Here is a 15,785-nt window from a genome sequence, read left to right on the forward strand (position 1 = left end):
CATGAGGCGGTCGTTGATCTCGGGCGGTCGCACGTGAATGCTGACCATGTCGGGAATCGCCCCTCGCCGATCGGTGCCGCGCGATCGCGGCAGGCGTTTGTTGCGGTGCTGGCGCAGGCAGGCAATCAGTTCGCGGCGCAACTCACCGCGAGGCTGGGCGTAGATGGCGTTGTAAATCGTTTCGTGGGACACGTGCAGACTCGGATCGTCGGGGAAGGTGCGCTTCAGGGTAGCGGCAATCTCCTGAGGCGACCACTGGCATTCGCGCAAGCGCTGGCAAACGACACCCCCAAAGAACCGAATCGCGTGCGAGCTTCAACGGCGGTCGGGCGGCTTGCCGTCGGGCGTTGCGAGACGCTTGGGCTACACGTGGGCAGTACAGACCGTTGGTCTGCGCGTTGCGGGCCAACTCGCGACTCAACGTCGAGGGTGCACGATTGAGCTTGCGGGCGATCGCCCGCAAGCTCAATCCCTCGTCCCGCCAGAAATCGATTCGCATACGTTCTTCAGGTTGCAGTTGTTGGTACGTGCTCTTTGCCATTCGCGGACTTTACCGGCTGGCGAGAGTGTTGCAGTTCAGATTTGAGGCCGCCCGGGCAAGAATTGAAGAGGGAGATCGTTTTTCCCCGGCCGGGGGAGAAACGAGGACGCGTAAATAAACGATGATATGGATCGATTTTATGCAAAATGTCGCGCTGAAAACGATAGAGGCTTGACTACTTAAGAAGCCCATTCAGTCATACTCGGCAATCTCCCCAGCTTCCACTCACGCATGATTTTGACCGCCGCACGATTAAATATATGCCCCCGGTCTCCATCCAGGCCGGCAAGCAAATGAACTTCACCCGTTTTTTTATCAATTTCGAACTCACCATACTTTTCTCCAGCATCTCCAAATCGATATTTGGCAATAAGTTCGGTTTCGTCAATTTTCTCAATCTTCACATAGAAAGCCATATCTTTACTCCGGCATCCAAGTACGACCAGATCGAATGGCTGCATCATGAGCCGTCCGATAATCAGACTTATAGAACGCCTCGAATCTAGATTCGAAACGCTCGTGCTGCAATAAATCGAGATCGGATCCCACCCAATCTCCGGTCTTTAGCCGATCCCAAGCGTTCACAATATCAGGATCAGCATCAAACCGTCGCACGCCTGAGTCAAGCGTGTGATTATTGAAGAATACATGATCTTTGATTCGCGCAATTTTTACTTCAGAAATTCCGGTGTTCTTAGAAATTGCCAGAACATCTGTATTACTCGCACGAATGGCATCGTAAGCGCTCTCCGCAGCATCCCAGCTCTTCATCGAGTTCGGATCAAGGACCTGTCGAGCCCCGGTCTGGAATACGTTTTCAGGCGCGGAATGTAGCAACATGCCCCTGTTCGCCAAGAAGCTGTTTGCGGCCCTATCGAACGTCGGTCCAAAGATCGCTACACCACGTTCAAGTCCTGCTCCGCCTAAACGGGTTGCTGCGCTCACGGCACCGGGGGTTGCCGCCGAGAGAGCCGCATCCATCATGGACCCGCCGAGTCGGTAAGCTCCGCCCGCCTCGTTTTGGCGATACAGCGCATCAATCGGACTGAGCGCGCCCTTCACCACACCGGCTGCGATACCGCTTGCGTCGCGCAGAATCGTGCCGCCAAGGTTGCCAGCTTCATAGGCGTTCGCGTAGTGCCCGCCGATCCTGGCTACCGTATTCACCGGATGCGACACGACGTTCCAAGCGCCGCTCGCCAGCGTTAGCCCTTGGTCAACAAAACCTTGCGCTGCCTGCGCGACCGGATTAAAGGCCAACTGGCTCTCGAACCAGTTCAGATTTCGAATCGTGCCCAGCTCAGCGGCCGGCTGAAGGACCGGCCCGCCAGTCGACCCGACACCTTCGATCAGAACCTGTACCCCAGAGAATCCCTGGTCGAGAGGTTGCTCTGCAAGCAATTGCAGCTCAGCAATGCGCTGTGCCCTCGCTTGTTGAATGCCCGCAGGCGAGTCGTAATTCGCCAGTGCCATTGGCGCGCTGGCTTGCGGACTGTTTTCGAACCGGATATACGACGCATTGGCGGGTACGAAGCCCGTCCCGGCGGAGCCTGCGCCACCTGGCAGGATCTGCCCGTTCATCGCCGCGATCGCTTGCTGAGTGCGCAATTCGGTCGAGGTTGGCCGGTCCGCTATCTGGTCCACCACCATATTGCCAACCGACGACGCCACCGCATCGATCGCGATCGCCCCGACATTGCGCCCCAGACTCCCGCCCCGCACCACCGTACTCGCCAGACCTGCGGCCGCGCCTGAGCCCGCCCTTGTTATGAACCGCCCCACATCCGGACGCATACCGGATACCGACGAACCGATTACTCGTCCTGCCTCGAATCCTACCCCCGACGCAATCGCACTGGCCGCCACGCCCTTCCAGTCGAAACTATGCTGCAATCCCGTCGCCACGCCAATGCCCTGCGTCGCCACCGATCGCGCCGCACCCAGCGCCACCGCCGTCTGCACGTTGTTCACCGCGCCCAGCGCGCCGCCCGCCCCCGCCGTCACGCCTGCGCCAACCGCCCCCAGCGCCACGCCCTTCCAGTCGAATCCGTTCTGCGCACCGCCCGCGATCATCACCCCTTGCGCCGATGCAGCCCCCACCGCTCCGCCGACTGCTGCCGCACCCGCCCCCGCCAGACCCGCCCCGCCAGTCAGCGCTGTGCCGCCCGCCGACATCATCGCGCTGAACGACGCCCCCGCCGGCGCGGTCAATGCCCCCGCCGTGAACACCGTCGCAACCACCGCCACCACAATCGCAATCACCGGCAGGAACCCGCCGCACCCGCCTCCACGACCCGGCGGCGGCGGCGGATCCGGCAACGTCGGCTGCGTATTCCCGATCGCCTTGCCCGGGCCATACGGCTTGAATGTGCTCGCCGTGTTGTGCACGTTCGTTACCTTGTTCGGCACCGTCAGCAGCCGCCCGGCCTTCAGCTCGTCCGTGCTCTTCAGCCCGTTCGCGTCCGCCAGCACGTACCACAGCGTCTCGTCACCCCACAACGCCGATGCGATCGACTTCAACGAATCGCCGTCCCGCACCGTCCACACTCCTGGACTCGTGCCCGGGTACACCCCGTTGATCGTCATGAAGCTTTCGTCGAAATCCGCCGTCCCCACCGGCGTGAATACCTTGAACTGACTATCGTTCCCTTTCTGCAGCTTGCCGGCCAGTTCCTTCACGTAGTCAATCTGATCAATGCCGTCGTTGCCCTGATTCCCGACGTCGTACGTCGACTTCAGGTTGCCATTGACGTCGTAGTTGAACCACGACGATGCCGGCCGCCATCCCGGCGCATTCTGATTCGCGCCTTGCGCCGTGATCTTCGATTGTTTCGCACCGTCCCACCACTCGTATTCGTACACGAATGAGCTGCGGGTACCCTTCACGTCATCCGGCTTCACGTCGACCCTCGCGACCGTGCCGTCCGCCATCCGCGTATAGGTCGTCGTGTTGCCCGCCACCCGGTCTCGCTCCGACAGCAGGATGCTGTCCGCATCCCATGAGCGCGTGACGTCCGACACGACCTGCCCATTGTCCGGACGTCGCTCCACCACCCGGATTGCCCGCCCCAGCAGGTCATTGGTACGCGCCTGCGCCCCCACGCCGTTGATGGACTGCGTCTCCAGATAGCCGTTCGCATCGTACGTGTACTGCTCGGTGCGGCCGTCCTTTGCATAAACTGCCAACACCCGCTCGCCCGCCGCGTTGTAGCCGAGCCGTACACCCTCGCCGCCAGCACGGCCTGGCACGATCGACACGCTGGCGTCGTTCGGATCGACCGGACGCTCGCCGGACAAGCTGCCCATCGTCACAGTGAAGCGGTTCAGCGCGTCGTATTCGTACCAGCACAGCGCCGCATTGCCGCTGTACGGAATCTCCGGCGCCACGAACCCGCTACGAAGCCCGGACCGGCAGTATCTGATCGTTGCCCCGGCAATTGCCTGTTGAGTGCGCAACGCAACGGAATCCGCTTCCCGAGACTGGCGGTCTGCACATTGTCTACAACGAGGCTTCCGACGGGGGCCGGCCCAGTGACGGCTCGATGCACAACAGCACATCCACTGACTACTGCTCTTTCGTGCGCAGGAAACACCCTACCGTTACGTGCTCTAGGCCGGAGCCAGATAACGAGAGCGCAGCCGTCACGCCGTGGGATACCTGCTGCACGTTCTGGCGCATCACGTCAATTTTCTCGACCACCAAATCGATGTCGACGCTATTCAAACGCACGGGGTTCGGAGTGCCGCTCATGACATCGTCGCGACTGACCTCGTACCTAACCCCAAATCGAGCACCCAGCGCGAGCGCTTCTCCGTTGTTCGGAACGCCGATCACCAGCGTTTCCCCCGCAGGGCTAGTCAGCACATTTCGTACGTAAAATTCAACGCTGTTCATCGCAGACCTGTCTTGTTGATTCGTTGAATGAATTCAGCAACTTGCTCGGGCGTCATCTTCGGCACTGCATCGAGCAGCATGCTGCGAGCGCTCGGACTTGCCACGGTGTACGGTAACTTCGGCATGCCCAATTCGCCTAGCACTTGGCGAGCAGTGTCCACCGGAACAAAACTAGGCGCTCTTGCTGCGAAGTCTTTGGAGCTCATTAGGACACCAACCTCGCGCTCTTGTGCAGCCATCCAGTTACCCAAATCGAAAGTGCCGATGCTTGACCGCGGGCCGAACTGAACCACCGCCTGGCCTGCTTGACCACGCGCCTCAAGAGCGAACACCGTCGCAATGGACGGATCAGTGGTCGCCGAAACGGCTGTGGCCTGCGCACCGAGTGACCCGACCCAACCAGGCGAGGTGCCACGGAAGAGATGCACATCACCACTCAGCTCGACATGGCGCGCAATCTCAACGTCAGAGAGCCCAGCAGTCCGCAGAGCGTCCAACTCGGTAGGGCTGAACCGCGACAAGTAATTCGCTGTGCTAGTCCTTCCGACATTGCCAATACTCTTCGGTACGGCATTGAGCACCATGCCGGTTCTCGCCGCATACGCATCAACCATCGGACCTGCCGCCGGCGCGGCCCATCCGAGCCCCTTGAGCGCAGCCCCAGCCATTGGTACCGCCCCAGCCACCGTGCCAAGTTCGATCAGCACGGCCTCGCCATAGCTACCATCCGAGATCTGCTGTGCAAACGAACTGCGCCAACCGCCTGTTGCTCCCGTCGCCGCAGTAGCCAGATCCCGATACTGCCTCCCCACTTCGATAAGCGGATCGGCAATAAACTCCCCCACCGCCCGCACGCACCAACCTGGCATCGTACGTGTACTGCTCGGTGCACCGCGATGGCCGGACCCGGAATTCGGCAATTGCGCGCGTCCACGGCAGCTGTCACGAACGACGAACATCGAGTCATTGCCGACGACTGGCTGCGTCGCGCGATCGGCGGAATCCGCACAATGCACTTCGAAGACGACGAGCGGCAACACGTCGCGGGACGACTTTTCTGACATATCGAGCGTAGATGCAACAACGCCCGCTTTCGCGGGCGCTTTCTCTACGGCTTGAAGCGATCATAGAAGTTCGCGTCATTCCAATTTTCGTCAAATGCGAGCAACTGCTTGCGAAGAATGTGGCGCACCCGTTCACTACGTTCGCTATCTAGCCAAGCTTGAATAGCCTCACGCACCTCAGGCCATTTCAACTCGTGCATGCAATATTCGACTAACTCCGGCGGCCCTTTCTCTGGGTCGCGGAGCACGTCGAGGAATGCATTTACGAACTCGAAACGTTGATCAAGATGATTCTGCACAAAACGCAGCACAACCTCTAAAGCTGGCTCAAGTGGTTGGTCCATAGCATTCTCAGCTATGAATTCCGCATGTGCCGCGAGCTTGAAAAATTGGTCAATGGTCGTATTCATCTGCTTCACTTGAGGGTACGTCCAATGTACAGCCCATCGACATTGAAACCGAGGCTTGGGTGTGGGTGTTCCGTGTCTGGGTATGCAGACCGAATCACTGTTCGAATACGGCGGCGATGGCAATCGCACGGCGGTTGCCGTTCAGATAGTAGTAGTTGTGCTTGCGATCCCCCGCCGCCCCGACGATTCTCCCGTTGCCATCTACCCGCACGTTGACCAGTTCGTCTCGCCGCTGTACCTGCCCTCTCAGGTCCGTCCAGTATGTAAAGGCCCGTCCGTTGCCCGGCTGGTTTCCGCCGTCGTCGTACGTCGATTTCAGGTTGCCATTGACGTCGTAGTTGAACCACGACGATGCCGGCCGCCATCCCGGCGCATTCGGATTCGTGCCTTGCGCCGTGATCTTCGATTGCTTCGCGCTGGCCATCGTGTCCGCCGCGATTGCACCAAAGTTAGCGCACTACAATGCGCGACAATCGCCACTGCTCGGCAAGCGACAACTAGACCTTTTTTAACGCTTCTCGCGAAATAGCTGCCATGACGATTCTCATAGCCGCCTCGGTGTCAATCCCTCCATCTTGCAGCTCCAAAAAATGAAGCTGATCGGAATGATTTTTTTCAATATCACGCAGCAAATCAATATTCTTCCGATCAACAATCCCCAATCCTTTCCCAATCACCGCCATAAAGTCAGTTTCATATCTCATGTGTGGATTGAAAACCGCAATTATGGATACTTCTCTCCTACCTTTCTCATCGAGCAATTCAAGGCCACTTTTTGCTGCCGCTTCCAGATTTCCAGGAAGTTTGCGATTCATTGATATCACCTTGGATAAAAATTGTACTTAAGGTTAGGCGTTTGGGACGAAAAACGGATCCACATTTCGTCCGCCAGGAACCCTCGACGCTGTGCTCCTTGCAGTTCCTGCGGAACCACCATCGCCCCAGATCGGATATCCGCTATGATGCCGTTTCCGATTTCGTTCGTCTGGGCGTGTAAAAATCCATATGCCCCAGCGTAATCGCCACGATACGCAGCACCAAACGATCGGTCAAAAGCTAATTCATATGTGCCGACTGCCGTCGAAGCGCGAATTCCACGTGCACCGGATGACACCGCACCTGCAAGATCTTCGATTCCCAGCGTCAGACCACTCGGATGATTGTGAGTAATCCAGTTCCCTTCCGCCAGTGCCCATTGCTCCGGCCCAAACTTGAAACTTGCAGTTGATTGACCATAAGGTTGCCTCGCGGCCGTTAGTATGTTTCCGGAAGCGGAATCAACGATAAAGCCAACCTCTCTGGACGAAGTTCCCAATCTCGACTCGATACGGGCCAAAGTCGCCGATGGGCCCACATTCTCGAGTACAGGCTGCCCGCGACGCACACTCGCGACTGAATTGAAACGTCCTCCAGTCGGTGCCCACAGCGCATCGAGTGGCCCCGCCGCATCAGCAATGGCCGCTGCATATGCGGTGTTTCCCGTAGCTTGGATTGCCGCGTTTGCCATCAACCCACCAATCGGTTGCGAGCCTTGCGTCTCCATAAAACGCATGAACGTAGCATCTGAACTTGAGCGTGAAGCGGCCGCGTCCGTTGCCCGGCACGCGAGCTGTTTCGGCGTGCGCTCGCGCTTAACCCCGACAGCGCGCGCGCGACGCTCGGCCTGGGTCTCGTCGAACTGTCGGAGCGGCGTTTCGCAGCCGCCCGCGAATTGCTGGACCATGCGGCGAACATACTGAACGTCCATGCGGGTGCTTGGGCCGCCGCCGCGTGGAGCCACCTGTTCGATGGCGCTCCGGATGCCGCGCGCACCCGATTCGAACGCGCGGCGGCGCTGGATCGCGGCTTCGCAGACGCACATGGCGGCCTGGCGGTGGTCTGCATCCACGAAGGCCACATCGACGAAGCGAAACGTCATGCGGAAATTGCGCGACGGCTCGACGCCGCGTGCCTGTCCGCGGCCTTGGCAGAAAGCCTGCTCGCGGCACGGACCGGTGATGAACGGAAAGCCGACGAGATCCGGCAGGCGGCACTCGACCGGCCGCTGGGCGCTGACGGCAGGACCCTCGCGCAAGCGCTGTCGATGCGCGCCGGACGCGGCGCGTGACGTGGCGCGCAAGCGACGGCGCCCTCGCCCGTCGCTTGCCGCTCCGCGCCGCGCTTGCTGCATTACGCGCGCATTCCTCATACCGGACGCCAGCCAAAGTAAACCACCAACCATTCCCAAAAGTGTTTTCGCCGGCGTGCCGTGCAGTGCACGCCGCGCGCGAAGGGGGTCACACATTTTCGGAGGGCGCATGGCTGCTGCCACGCCGACCCGGGCGTGAGTGAAGATTACGATTGCTCGTCCGTCCGCGTATCGGCCGATGCGCCAAACAGCCGAGCGAAGAGCCGCTCCGATGCTCGCAAGCCTTCGTCGGTCAAGACCACGGATTTCGCCTTGTTGACCGGATCGCCGATCAGCCCGCGCTCATGCAATCGATTCAACGCGTGCCAATCGAAGCTTTTCCACGCACGATTGCCGTCGTGCAGCGTCAGATAAAGGAGCGCGAGCACGGCGTCGTCGATGGCCTGCAGATCGATGTTCATGTCGATACCCTCCTTTCATCCCGTCCGGATCACGCGTCGAGCTTCGCGAGCAGCTTGATGAAGTTGCGCTTCGCACGGTAGGCCTTGCGAATCTCTTCGAGTTCCGCGTCGAATACCGCCTGCTGACGATGTGCAACCCGCAGCGCACGAATCTCTCTCACCACACCGAACGCCTCGTCGTACCGCGCACTGCCCGCGCCATGGTCGAGCGCGACCGGCAGATAGCGGTGATACAGCGCGATCGCATCCTCCGGATCGGTCTTCGCGCGCACCGCGGCCATCGTCGGCCATAGGAGAGACTCGACCGGACCGCCCTGAAACGCGTCCCACGCGGCGTCGACGTCCCGCTCCGCGAGCAGGAGCTTCACCAGTTCGGTACGCGGCGACGGCTCCCAGCGCCGCGCGCCCGCGCCAGAACGTCCGGTCTTTTCCCGCTCGCGGATAAGCTCATGCAGATGCGATATCGCGCGCATTTTCACCGCATCGATTCGGCCGGTCGCCTTCGCGACCTTCACCAATGCACGGAATGCGTCAGCCGTCGGATGGTGCGCGAAGCGCTGCCACGCAAGTTCATCCGCCCGATCGAACGCTCGCCGACGCACATACTCGTCGATGCAGAAGCCCAGCAGGCGATCGTCCCACCCATCCTTCATTTCCCGCATCCCGCGTTCGGCCCACGCCAGCGCCTCGTCGAAACGCCGGTGCGCCGCGCACAATTCCGCGATCTGCGCGTACCGGTACGACGCCGACAGATCCTTCGACCAGATGCGTATCAGCGCGTCGACGTCGCCGTCATGTTTCGCGAGCGTCTCCATCGCATGTTCCAGATTGTGGCGCACCGTGTCATGTGCGTACTCGTCGCGCTTGTTCGCCGGCCGCGCGGGCAGCACGGCCCAACTCTCCTCGACCCGCTCTCGATAACGGCTCAATCCGGCGTTGCCCAGCACCTCCGCATAGGCCGGCAGCACATCGCGGAACGTATCCCACTGGCCTTCGGCCTGCAGGCGAAACAGCCGGTCGGCCAGCTTCACCGGATCCGGCCGTGTCTGAATGCACGCATCGAGATGCAGAGCGGCCAGTTCGCCGATTCCGGGCGCGACGCTGCCGTCCGAGTCGTCGATCTGTTCGAGGCTCGCTTCCGCGTCGGCTATCGCCAGCTCGGCCAGCTCGACGACCTGCGCGGCATGAGCGCCCGCCAGTTGTCGGCGCAGCATGTCGGCGAGTTCAAACAGCCCTTCTCCAAAAATGTGCGCTTCGTCCCAGCCCAGCGGCCGCGACACGCGGGCCATTTGCCTGACGGCAGCGCGCAGGCTCGCGATGTCGTCGGCGTTTGCGGCGCGCGCGTCAAACAGCAGCCTGTCGCGCAACGACCGGTCGCGCTCGGCCGCGTCGAGCAACCAGCGTCGCAACGCGTGCTCGTCGAGCGCCTCCAGATGATCGCGAATCAGCTCCGCGTGCGTCTTGCGCGTGCGCCTCGGCCGCGCCGGCTCGGGCGCCTCGTCGGGAAACGCCGTTTCGCCGCGGTTCTCCAGCCATGACAACGCGACCGCCACCGCATGCTTGCAGAACGCGCCTTCGTCGCCGACCGGGCAATTGCACGCATAGTCCAGCGTATCGTCGTCGCCCACCGCGAATGCGACGTGATAGCGATACGTGCCGCGCACGGTCGCCGACAGCTCGCCATCGCGTTCGGTCAACCGCGAAACGACGCCGTCGCGATAGTAAGCTTGACCGCGTTCGAAGGATTTCGGGTCGGCCAGTGTCCGGATGGCCGACAGCGTGATGAGGTCGGAGAGACCGACATTGCGTAGCATGGCTGATGAGGCGTATCGGTGCGGAAGCGGCAATGATGAACGACCTGTACCCGCTCCCGCAACAGGAAAACTCAGGCCCGTGCGAACCGCAGCACGCCGTCGTCGCCCTGCTCGCGCACGAGCTCCCCCGCGAGCCACAGCAGGTTCAGGTGCGCAAGCGCCTCGCCAAGCGCGAACGTCATCTGATGAATGTCGAGCTCGCGGCGGCGGAACATGATCGGCACGATGTCGGCCGCGCTCGCTGGCTTCTCCGCGCACGCGACGCGCACTTCGTCGAGCCGCGCGTCGTGGTGGGCGCGCAGTTGCGCGATGCGCGTGCGCACACCGCGGAACGGCTTGCCGTGCGACGGCAGCACGAGCGTGTCGGGCGCCATCGTCTCGTAGCGGCCGAGCGATTCCAGATAGAGCGCGAGCGGGTTCGCTTCCGGTTCGAGATCGAACACGGACACGTTCGTCGAGATGCGCGGCAGCACCATGTCGCCGGAGATCAGCACGCCGTCCGCTTCGCTGTAGAGCGCGCAATGCTCGGGCGAATGGCCGTAGCCGGTGACGACGCGCCACGTGCGTGCGCCGATCTTCACCGTATCGCCTTCGCGCAGGCGCCGGTAGCGCGGCGGCACGGCCGGCACGAGATCCGCGTAGTAGCTGCGACGGCTGCGCAGCTTGTCGAGCGCGACGGGATCGGTCAGCCCGTGACGCGCGAAGTGATCGGCCGCGGCCGCGCCGCCCGCGTTCGAGCCGTTGCCGGCCGCCATCAGGCAGCCGAACATGTACTCGCCGAGCGTCATCCACAGCCGCACGTTCCAGCGGCCCTTGTCGCCACCTTCGCACAGCCAGTTCGCGAGACCGAAGTGATCGGGATGGCAGTGCGTGACCAGCACGCGCAGCACCGGCAGCCCGTCGAGATGCCGGTCGAAGATCTGTTCCCAGTGCGTGCGGATCGCGTCGGACGAGATCCCGCAGTCGACGACCGTCCAGCCGGCCTGCCCGTCGATCTCGTCGCGCAGCAGCCACAGGTTGATGTGGTCGAGCGAGAACGGCAGCGGCATGCGCAGCCAGCACACGCCGGGCGCGACCTCGAACGTGTCGCCCGCGGCGGGCAGCGTGTCGGCGAAGGGATAGTCGAGTTGGTGTTCCAGTGCGTTCATCGGTGGGGTGTCTCGTCGTTATCGTTGCAGTACGGTCGCCGGTACGGCGGCGAAAGCGCCGCGCCAAGCATCGCGTCGATTCTATCGCCGTCGCGCGAAACGCGTGCCGGGCGCCCGCTCACCGGTCAAAAAAAGTTCGTGCCAGAATCGGTTCCGTACCCGTATCTTTACGCGAAGATGCACCGAACGGCACTGAACGTCGAACAACCTGCGCGTTGACGACGCTCGGTACCGCACCGCGAAAGTCTTTGAATCGCCGACTTGGGCGCTAAAATGGCGACTGCTTACAGCCCCTCTTGAACGAGCCTGCACGCAATGAATCACTTCCCCAAACTGCTGTCGTCGCAGATCGGTTTCGACGTCGCGCAGACGATGCTCGAAAACTTCGATCGCCATTACCGGATCTTCCGCGAAGCGGCGGTCGACGCGAAGGCGCTGTTCGAGCGCGGCGACTGGCACGGACTGCAGCGGCTCGCGCGCGAGCGGATCACGTCATACGACGATCGCGTGCAGGAATGCGTCGAAGTGCTGCAGGACGAATACGTCGCGGAAGACATCGACAACGAGGTCTGGCAGCAGATCAAGCTGCACTACATCGGCCTGCTCACGTCGCATCGGCAGCCCGAATGCGCGGAAACGTTCTTCAATTCGGTGTGCTGCAAGATCCTGCACCGCTCGTATTTCAGCAACGATTTCATCTTCGTGCGGCCCGCGATCTCGACCGAGTATCTCGAGAACGACGAACCGGCCGCGAAGCCGACCTATCGCGCGTACTACCCGGCCGCCGACGGGCTCGCGGCCACGCTCGAGCGCATCGTCACGAATTTCCAGCTGGAGCCGCCGTTCGAGGATCTCGCGCGCGACGTCGGCTGCGTGATGCAGGCGATCACCGACGAATTCGGCCAGTTCGAAGAAGCGCCGAATTTCCAGATCCACGTGCTGTCGTCGCTGTTCTTCCGCAACAAGAGCGCGTACATCGTCGGCCGCATCATCAACGCCGATCGCGTGGTGCCGTTCGCGGTGCCGATCCGCCACGTGCGCCCGGGCGTGCTCGCGCTCGACACCGTGCTGCTGCGCCGCGACCAGCTGCAGATCATCTTCAGCTTCTCGCACTCGTATTTCCTCGTCGACATGGGCGTGCCGTCCGCGTACGTCGACTTCCTCTGCACGATCATGCCGGGCAAGCCGAAGGCCGAGATCTACACGTCGGTCGGGCTGCAGAAGCAGGGCAAGAACCTGTTCTACCGCGACCTGCTGCACCATCTGTCGCATTCGAGCGACCGCTTCATCATCGCGCCCGGGATCAAGGGCCTCGTGATGCTCGTGTTCACGCTGCCGTCGTTCCCGTACGTGTTCAAGATCATCAAGGATCACTTCCCGCCGCCGAAGGAAACGACGCGCGCGCAGATCATGGAGAAGTACCAGCTCGTGAAGCGCCACGACCGCCTCGGGCGGATGGCCGACACGCTCGAGTATTCGAGCGTCGCGCTGCCGCTCGCGCGGCTCGACCACGCGCTCGTGCGCGAACTGGAGAAGGAAGTGCCGTCGCTGCTCGAATACGAGGACGGCAATCTCGTGATCAAGCACCTGTACATCGAGCGCCGGATGACGCCGCTGAACCTGTACCTGCAGAACGGCAGCGACGCCGACATCGAGCACGGCGTGAAGGAATACGGCAACGCGGTGAAGGAATTGATGAAGGCCAACATCTTCCCGGGCGACATGCTGTACAAGAATTTCGGCGTCACGCGCCACGGCCGCGTCGTGTTCTACGACTACGACGAAATCGAATACCTGACCGACTGCAACGTGCGGCGCGTGCCGCCGCCGCGCCACGAGGAAGACGAGCTTTCCGACGAACCGTGGTATACCGTCGGCCCGCACGACATCTTTCCGGAAACCTACGGACCGTTCCTGCTCGGCGACCCGCGCGTGCGCGCGGTATTCATGAAGCATCACGCGGACTTTTTCGAACCCGCGCTGTGGCAGGCGAGCAAGGACAAGCTGCTGCAGGGCGAGTTGCCCGATTTTTACCCGTACGACGCGTCGATCCGGTTTCAAGTGCGCTATCCCGCGCGCTTCGACGCGACGCACGCCCATGACGCCGAAGGCGACGCGCAGCGCGCCGCCTGACGCCCCGAGTACCTCGAACCCGTTATCGACCCGATTTCCGCCAACGGAATCCACACCGATGAATACCCAAGACAATCCGCTTTCACACCTGTTCGACAACAACGACGCCTGGGTCAAGCGCCAGCTCGCCGACGATCCGGATTTCTTCGCGCGTCTGGCCGATCAGCAGGCGCCGGAATATCTGTGGATCGGCTGCTCGGATTCGCGCGTGCCCGCGAACCAGATCATCGGCCTGCCGCCGGGCGAAGTGTTCGTTCACCGTAACATCGCGAACGTCGTCGTGCACAGCGACCTGAACTGCCTGTCGGTGATCCAGTTCGCGGTGGACATCCTGCGCGTGAAGCACATCATGGTCGTCGGCCACTACGGCTGCTCGGGCGTGAACGCGGCGCTGCACAACCGGCGCGTCGGCCTGGCCGACAACTGGCTGCATCACGTGCAGGACGTGCGCGAGCGCCATGCGGCCCTGCTCGACGAATGGCCGGTCGGCGAAGCGCGCTATCGCCGCCTGATCGAGCTGAATTCGATCGAGCAGGTCGTCAACGTGTGCCGCACGACGATCGTCAACGACGCATGGGCGCGCGGCCAGTCGCTCACCGTGCACGGGCTCGTATACGGCGTACACGACGGCCGGATGCGCAACCTCGGGATGTCCGTGTCGAACTTCGACGCGCTCGACGCAACCTACAGGCGCTGCGTGGCGGCGCTGACCGCACGCGGCCAGCACGCGCCGGACAACGACATGGTCGCGGCGGACGCCGCACAGCTCGACGGCGTCGCGCAGGCCGTGGCCGCTACGCTGAAGCCGTGCGACGACGCGAAGTAACCGGCGCGAACGCCGGCGCGGCGCGATGCGCTGCTTCCGGCTGACAACGCGACATGCCGGCGCGCGGCGATCCCCTCGCGGCAGGAACTGATCTGACACCGGCACCGCCGCCTCGGCGGTGCAACGAAAAGGAGCGGCGAACATGAAAACCGTACTGATCGTCGGCGCGTCGCGCGGCCTCGGACGCGAATTCGTCCGGCAATACCGGCGCGACGGCTGGACCGTGATCGCCACCGCGCGCGACGACGCGTCGCTCGCCGCGCTGCGCGAACTCGGCGCGCACGCGCATGCGCTCGACATCGCGCAGCCGGAACAGATCGCGGCGCTCGGCTGGAAGCTCGACGGCGAACGGCTCGACGCGGCGGTCGTCGTGTCCGGCGTCTACGGGCCGCGCACCGAAGGGGTCGAAACGATCGCCGCCGAGGACTTCGACGCGGTCATGCATACGAACGTGCGCGGGCCGATGCAGTTGCTGCCGATCCTGCTGCCGCTCGTCGAGGACGCGCGCGGCGTGCTGGCCGTCATATCGAGCCGGATGGGCAGCATCGCCGAGGCGACCGGCACGACCGGCTGGCTGTATCGCGCGAGCAAGGCCGCGCTGAACGACGTGCTGCGCATCGCATCGCTGCAGACGCGCCACGCCGCATGCATCGCGCTGCATCCCGGCTGGGTGCGCACCGACATGGGCGGCTCGCAGGCCGCGATCGATCCGGAAACGAGCGTGGCCGGCATGCGCCGCGTGATCGCCGAAGCCGGCGCGGACATATCGCAGGCCAACGGCCGATTCTTCCAGTACGACGGCGTCGAGCTGAGCTGGTGAGTTACATTCACAACCCGGCGTCGTTAATTCACGATTCGCATGACTTTGAACCGACCTGACGCGTGCCCGTGCGGCGGCGCGTCGCCTGCTCCTGCCGGCAAAGCCCCGCCTCCGCGCTATGCGGCCTGCTGCGGCCGCTTCATCGACGGCGGCGAAGCCGCGCCCACCGCGCTCGAATTGATGCGTTCGCGGTACAGCGCGTACGTGCTCGGCGCGACCGACTACCTGCGCGCGACCTGGGCCGCGCGCACCTGCCCGGCCGATCTCGACGCCGACCCCAATGCGCCCGACGCGCCGCGCTGGCTCGGCCTCGCCGTCAAGCGGCACGCGCCGCTCGACGAACGGCACGCGGAGGTTGAATTCGTGGCCCGCTACAAGGTTGGCGGGCGCGCATACCGGCTTCATGAAACGAGCCGTTTCGAGCGCGACGAGCAGGGTTTCTGGCGCTATGTCGACGGTGAAGTAAGTGAGCGCTGACAAATAGTTGCTGTGTCAGACGCCGGGTAATTCCTGCATTGCACAACCTGAATTTGTCGGGCTACGAT

General features: G+C 62.6%; 16 protein-coding genes and 1 pseudogene. 5 read left to right on the forward strand and 12 right to left on the reverse strand.

The window, feature by feature from the left end; translation table 11 throughout:
• The 9 genes and pseudogenes from O1Q03_RS26695 to O1Q03_RS26735 form a co-directional block, all read right to left on the reverse strand.
• Window positions 1-541 (reverse strand): annotated as a pseudogene (locus O1Q03_RS26695) (IS30 family transposase); the annotation flags it as partial.
• Window positions 542-720: 179 nt separating this feature from the next.
• Window positions 721-957 (reverse strand): hypothetical protein, encoded by a 237-nt coding sequence (locus tag O1Q03_RS26700; protein WP_269507030.1) that lies wholly within the window; start codon window positions 955-957, stop codon window positions 721-723.
• A gap of 4 nt (window positions 958-961) precedes the next feature.
• The gene (locus tag O1Q03_RS26705) at window positions 962-3,997 is read right to left on the reverse strand and encodes a LysM peptidoglycan-binding domain-containing protein (protein WP_269507031.1); all 3,036 of its coding nucleotides are present in this window, start codon (window positions 3,995-3,997) and stop codon (window positions 962-964) included.
• Between the two features lie 109 nt (window positions 3,998-4,106).
• The gene (locus O1Q03_RS26710) at window positions 4,107-4,436 is read right to left on the reverse strand and encodes a hypothetical protein (RefSeq protein WP_269507032.1); all 330 of its coding nucleotides are present in this window, start codon (window positions 4,434-4,436) and stop codon (window positions 4,107-4,109) included.
• Window positions 4,433-5,500: a hypothetical protein gene (locus O1Q03_RS26715; RefSeq protein ID WP_269507033.1), complete on the reverse strand. Its 1,068-nt coding sequence runs from the start codon at window positions 5,498-5,500 to the stop codon at window positions 4,433-4,435. Before O1Q03_RS26715 ends, O1Q03_RS26710 begins: the two co-directional genes overlap by 4 nt.
• A gap of 44 nt (window positions 5,501-5,544) precedes the next feature.
• Window positions 5,545-5,910, reverse strand: a complete 366-nt coding sequence (locus O1Q03_RS26720; protein WP_269507034.1) for a hypothetical protein — start codon at window positions 5,908-5,910, stop codon at window positions 5,545-5,547.
• A 94-nt stretch (window positions 5,911-6,004) separates the two neighbouring features.
• A complete protein-coding gene (locus O1Q03_RS26725) occupies window positions 6,005-6,334 on the reverse strand; it encodes a hypothetical protein (protein ID WP_269507035.1) in 330 nt (109 codons plus the stop codon).
• 73 nt (window positions 6,335-6,407) lie between these two features.
• The gene (locus tag O1Q03_RS26730; RefSeq protein ID WP_269507036.1) at window positions 6,408-6,725 is read right to left on the reverse strand and encodes a hypothetical protein; all 318 of its coding nucleotides are present in this window, start codon (window positions 6,723-6,725) and stop codon (window positions 6,408-6,410) included.
• A 5-nt stretch (window positions 6,726-6,730) separates the two neighbouring features.
• Entirely contained in the window at window positions 6,731-7,633 is a 903-nt protein-coding gene (locus O1Q03_RS26735; RefSeq protein WP_269507037.1) for a hypothetical protein, read from the reverse strand.
• Between O1Q03_RS26735 and O1Q03_RS26740 the strand changes: the two genes are divergently transcribed.
• Window positions 7,520-8,017, forward strand: coding sequence for a tetratricopeptide repeat protein (locus O1Q03_RS26740; protein ID WP_442865857.1), 498 nt, complete (start codon window positions 7,520-7,522; stop codon window positions 8,015-8,017). The genes O1Q03_RS26735 and O1Q03_RS26740 overlap by 114 nt on opposite strands.
• 227 nt (window positions 8,018-8,244) lie before the next feature.
• Here the strand turns inward: O1Q03_RS26740 and O1Q03_RS26745 are convergent, their stop codons facing one another.
• The 3 genes from O1Q03_RS26745 to O1Q03_RS26755 all read right to left on the reverse strand — a co-directional run bounded on the left by O1Q03_RS26745 (window position 8,245) and on the right by O1Q03_RS26755 (window position 11,461).
• A complete protein-coding gene (locus O1Q03_RS26745; protein ID WP_269507039.1) occupies window positions 8,245-8,499 on the reverse strand; it encodes a DUF6429 family protein in 255 nt (84 codons plus the stop codon).
• A 29-nt stretch (window positions 8,500-8,528) separates the two neighbouring features.
• Window positions 8,529-10,313: an SWIM zinc finger family protein gene (locus tag O1Q03_RS26750; RefSeq protein ID WP_269507040.1), complete on the reverse strand. Its 1,785-nt coding sequence runs from the start codon at window positions 10,311-10,313 to the stop codon at window positions 8,529-8,531.
• 71 nt (window positions 10,314-10,384) lie between these two features.
• Window positions 10,385-11,461: an MBL fold metallo-hydrolase gene (locus tag O1Q03_RS26755; protein ID WP_269507041.1), complete on the reverse strand. Its 1,077-nt coding sequence runs from the start codon at window positions 11,459-11,461 to the stop codon at window positions 10,385-10,387.
• A gap of 315 nt (window positions 11,462-11,776) precedes the next feature.
• On the opposite strand from O1Q03_RS26755, the gene aceK reads away from it, so the two are divergent.
• From aceK to O1Q03_RS26775, 4 genes are all read left to right on the forward strand, one after another.
• Window positions 11,777-13,594: a bifunctional isocitrate dehydrogenase kinase/phosphatase gene (gene aceK / locus O1Q03_RS26760; RefSeq protein ID WP_269507042.1), complete on the forward strand. Its 1,818-nt coding sequence runs from the start codon at window positions 11,777-11,779 to the stop codon at window positions 13,592-13,594.
• A gap of 58 nt (window positions 13,595-13,652) precedes the next feature.
• Window positions 13,653-14,420 carry a carbonate dehydratase gene (gene can, locus O1Q03_RS26765; protein WP_269507043.1) on the forward strand — a complete coding sequence of 256 codons (768 nt, stop codon included), beginning with the start codon at window positions 13,653-13,655 and terminating at the stop codon, window positions 14,418-14,420.
• Between the two features lie 142 nt (window positions 14,421-14,562).
• Window positions 14,563-15,240: an SDR family oxidoreductase gene (locus tag O1Q03_RS26770; protein ID WP_269507044.1), complete on the forward strand. Its 678-nt coding sequence runs from the start codon at window positions 14,563-14,565 to the stop codon at window positions 15,238-15,240.
• Between the two features lie 39 nt (window positions 15,241-15,279).
• The gene (locus O1Q03_RS26775) at window positions 15,280-15,717 is read left to right on the forward strand and encodes a YchJ family protein (RefSeq protein ID WP_269507045.1); all 438 of its coding nucleotides are present in this window, start codon (window positions 15,280-15,282) and stop codon (window positions 15,715-15,717) included.
• Window positions 15,718-15,785 lie beyond the last annotated feature (68 nt).

This window comes from Burkholderia sp. IMCC1007, assembly GCF_027257875.1.
Lineage (GTDB): Bacteria > Pseudomonadota > Gammaproteobacteria > Burkholderiales > Burkholderiaceae > Burkholderia.

What these genes read in the sequence shown, in the direction of transcription:
- O1Q03_RS26700 (WP_269507030.1), bottom strand. Translation starts at nt 957, where the DNA reads ATGGCTTTCTATGTGAAGATTGAGAAAATTGACGAAACCGAACTTATT.
- O1Q03_RS26710 (WP_269507032.1), bottom strand. Translation starts at nt 4,436, where the DNA reads ATGAACAGCGTTGAATTTTACGTACGAAATGTGCTGACTAGCCCTGCG.
- O1Q03_RS26715 (WP_269507033.1), bottom strand. Translation starts at nt 5,500, where the DNA reads ATGTCAGAAAAGTCGTCCCGCGACGTGTTGCCGCTCGTCGTCTTCGAA.
- O1Q03_RS26720 (WP_269507034.1), bottom strand. Translation starts at nt 5,910, where the DNA reads ATGAATACGACCATTGACCAATTTTTCAAGCTCGCGGCACATGCGGAA.
- O1Q03_RS26725 (WP_269507035.1), bottom strand. Translation starts at nt 6,334, where the DNA reads ATGGCCAGCGCGAAGCAATCGAAGATCACGGCGCAAGGCACGAATCCG.
- O1Q03_RS26730 (WP_269507036.1), bottom strand. Translation starts at nt 6,725, where the DNA reads ATGAATCGCAAACTTCCTGGAAATCTGGAAGCGGCAGCAAAAAGTGGC.
- O1Q03_RS26735 (WP_269507037.1), bottom strand. Translation starts at nt 7,633, where the DNA reads ATGGTCCAGCAATTCGCGGGCGGCTGCGAAACGCCGCTCCGACAGTTC.
- O1Q03_RS26745 (WP_269507039.1), bottom strand. Translation starts at nt 8,499, where the DNA reads ATGAACATCGATCTGCAGGCCATCGACGACGCCGTGCTCGCGCTCCTT.
- O1Q03_RS26750 (WP_269507040.1), bottom strand. Translation starts at nt 10,313, where the DNA reads ATGCTACGCAATGTCGGTCTCTCCGACCTCATCACGCTGTCGGCCATC.
- O1Q03_RS26755 (WP_269507041.1), bottom strand. Translation starts at nt 11,461, where the DNA reads ATGAACGCACTGGAACACCAACTCGACTATCCCTTCGCCGACACGCTG.
- aceK (WP_269507042.1), top strand. Translation starts at nt 11,777, where the DNA reads ATGAATCACTTCCCCAAACTGCTGTCGTCGCAGATCGGTTTCGACGTC.
- can (WP_269507043.1), top strand. Translation starts at nt 13,653, where the DNA reads ATGAATACCCAAGACAATCCGCTTTCACACCTGTTCGACAACAACGAC.
- O1Q03_RS26770 (WP_269507044.1), top strand. Translation starts at nt 14,563, where the DNA reads ATGAAAACCGTACTGATCGTCGGCGCGTCGCGCGGCCTCGGACGCGAA.
- O1Q03_RS26775 (WP_269507045.1), top strand. Translation starts at nt 15,280, where the DNA reads ATGACTTTGAACCGACCTGACGCGTGCCCGTGCGGCGGCGCGTCGCCT.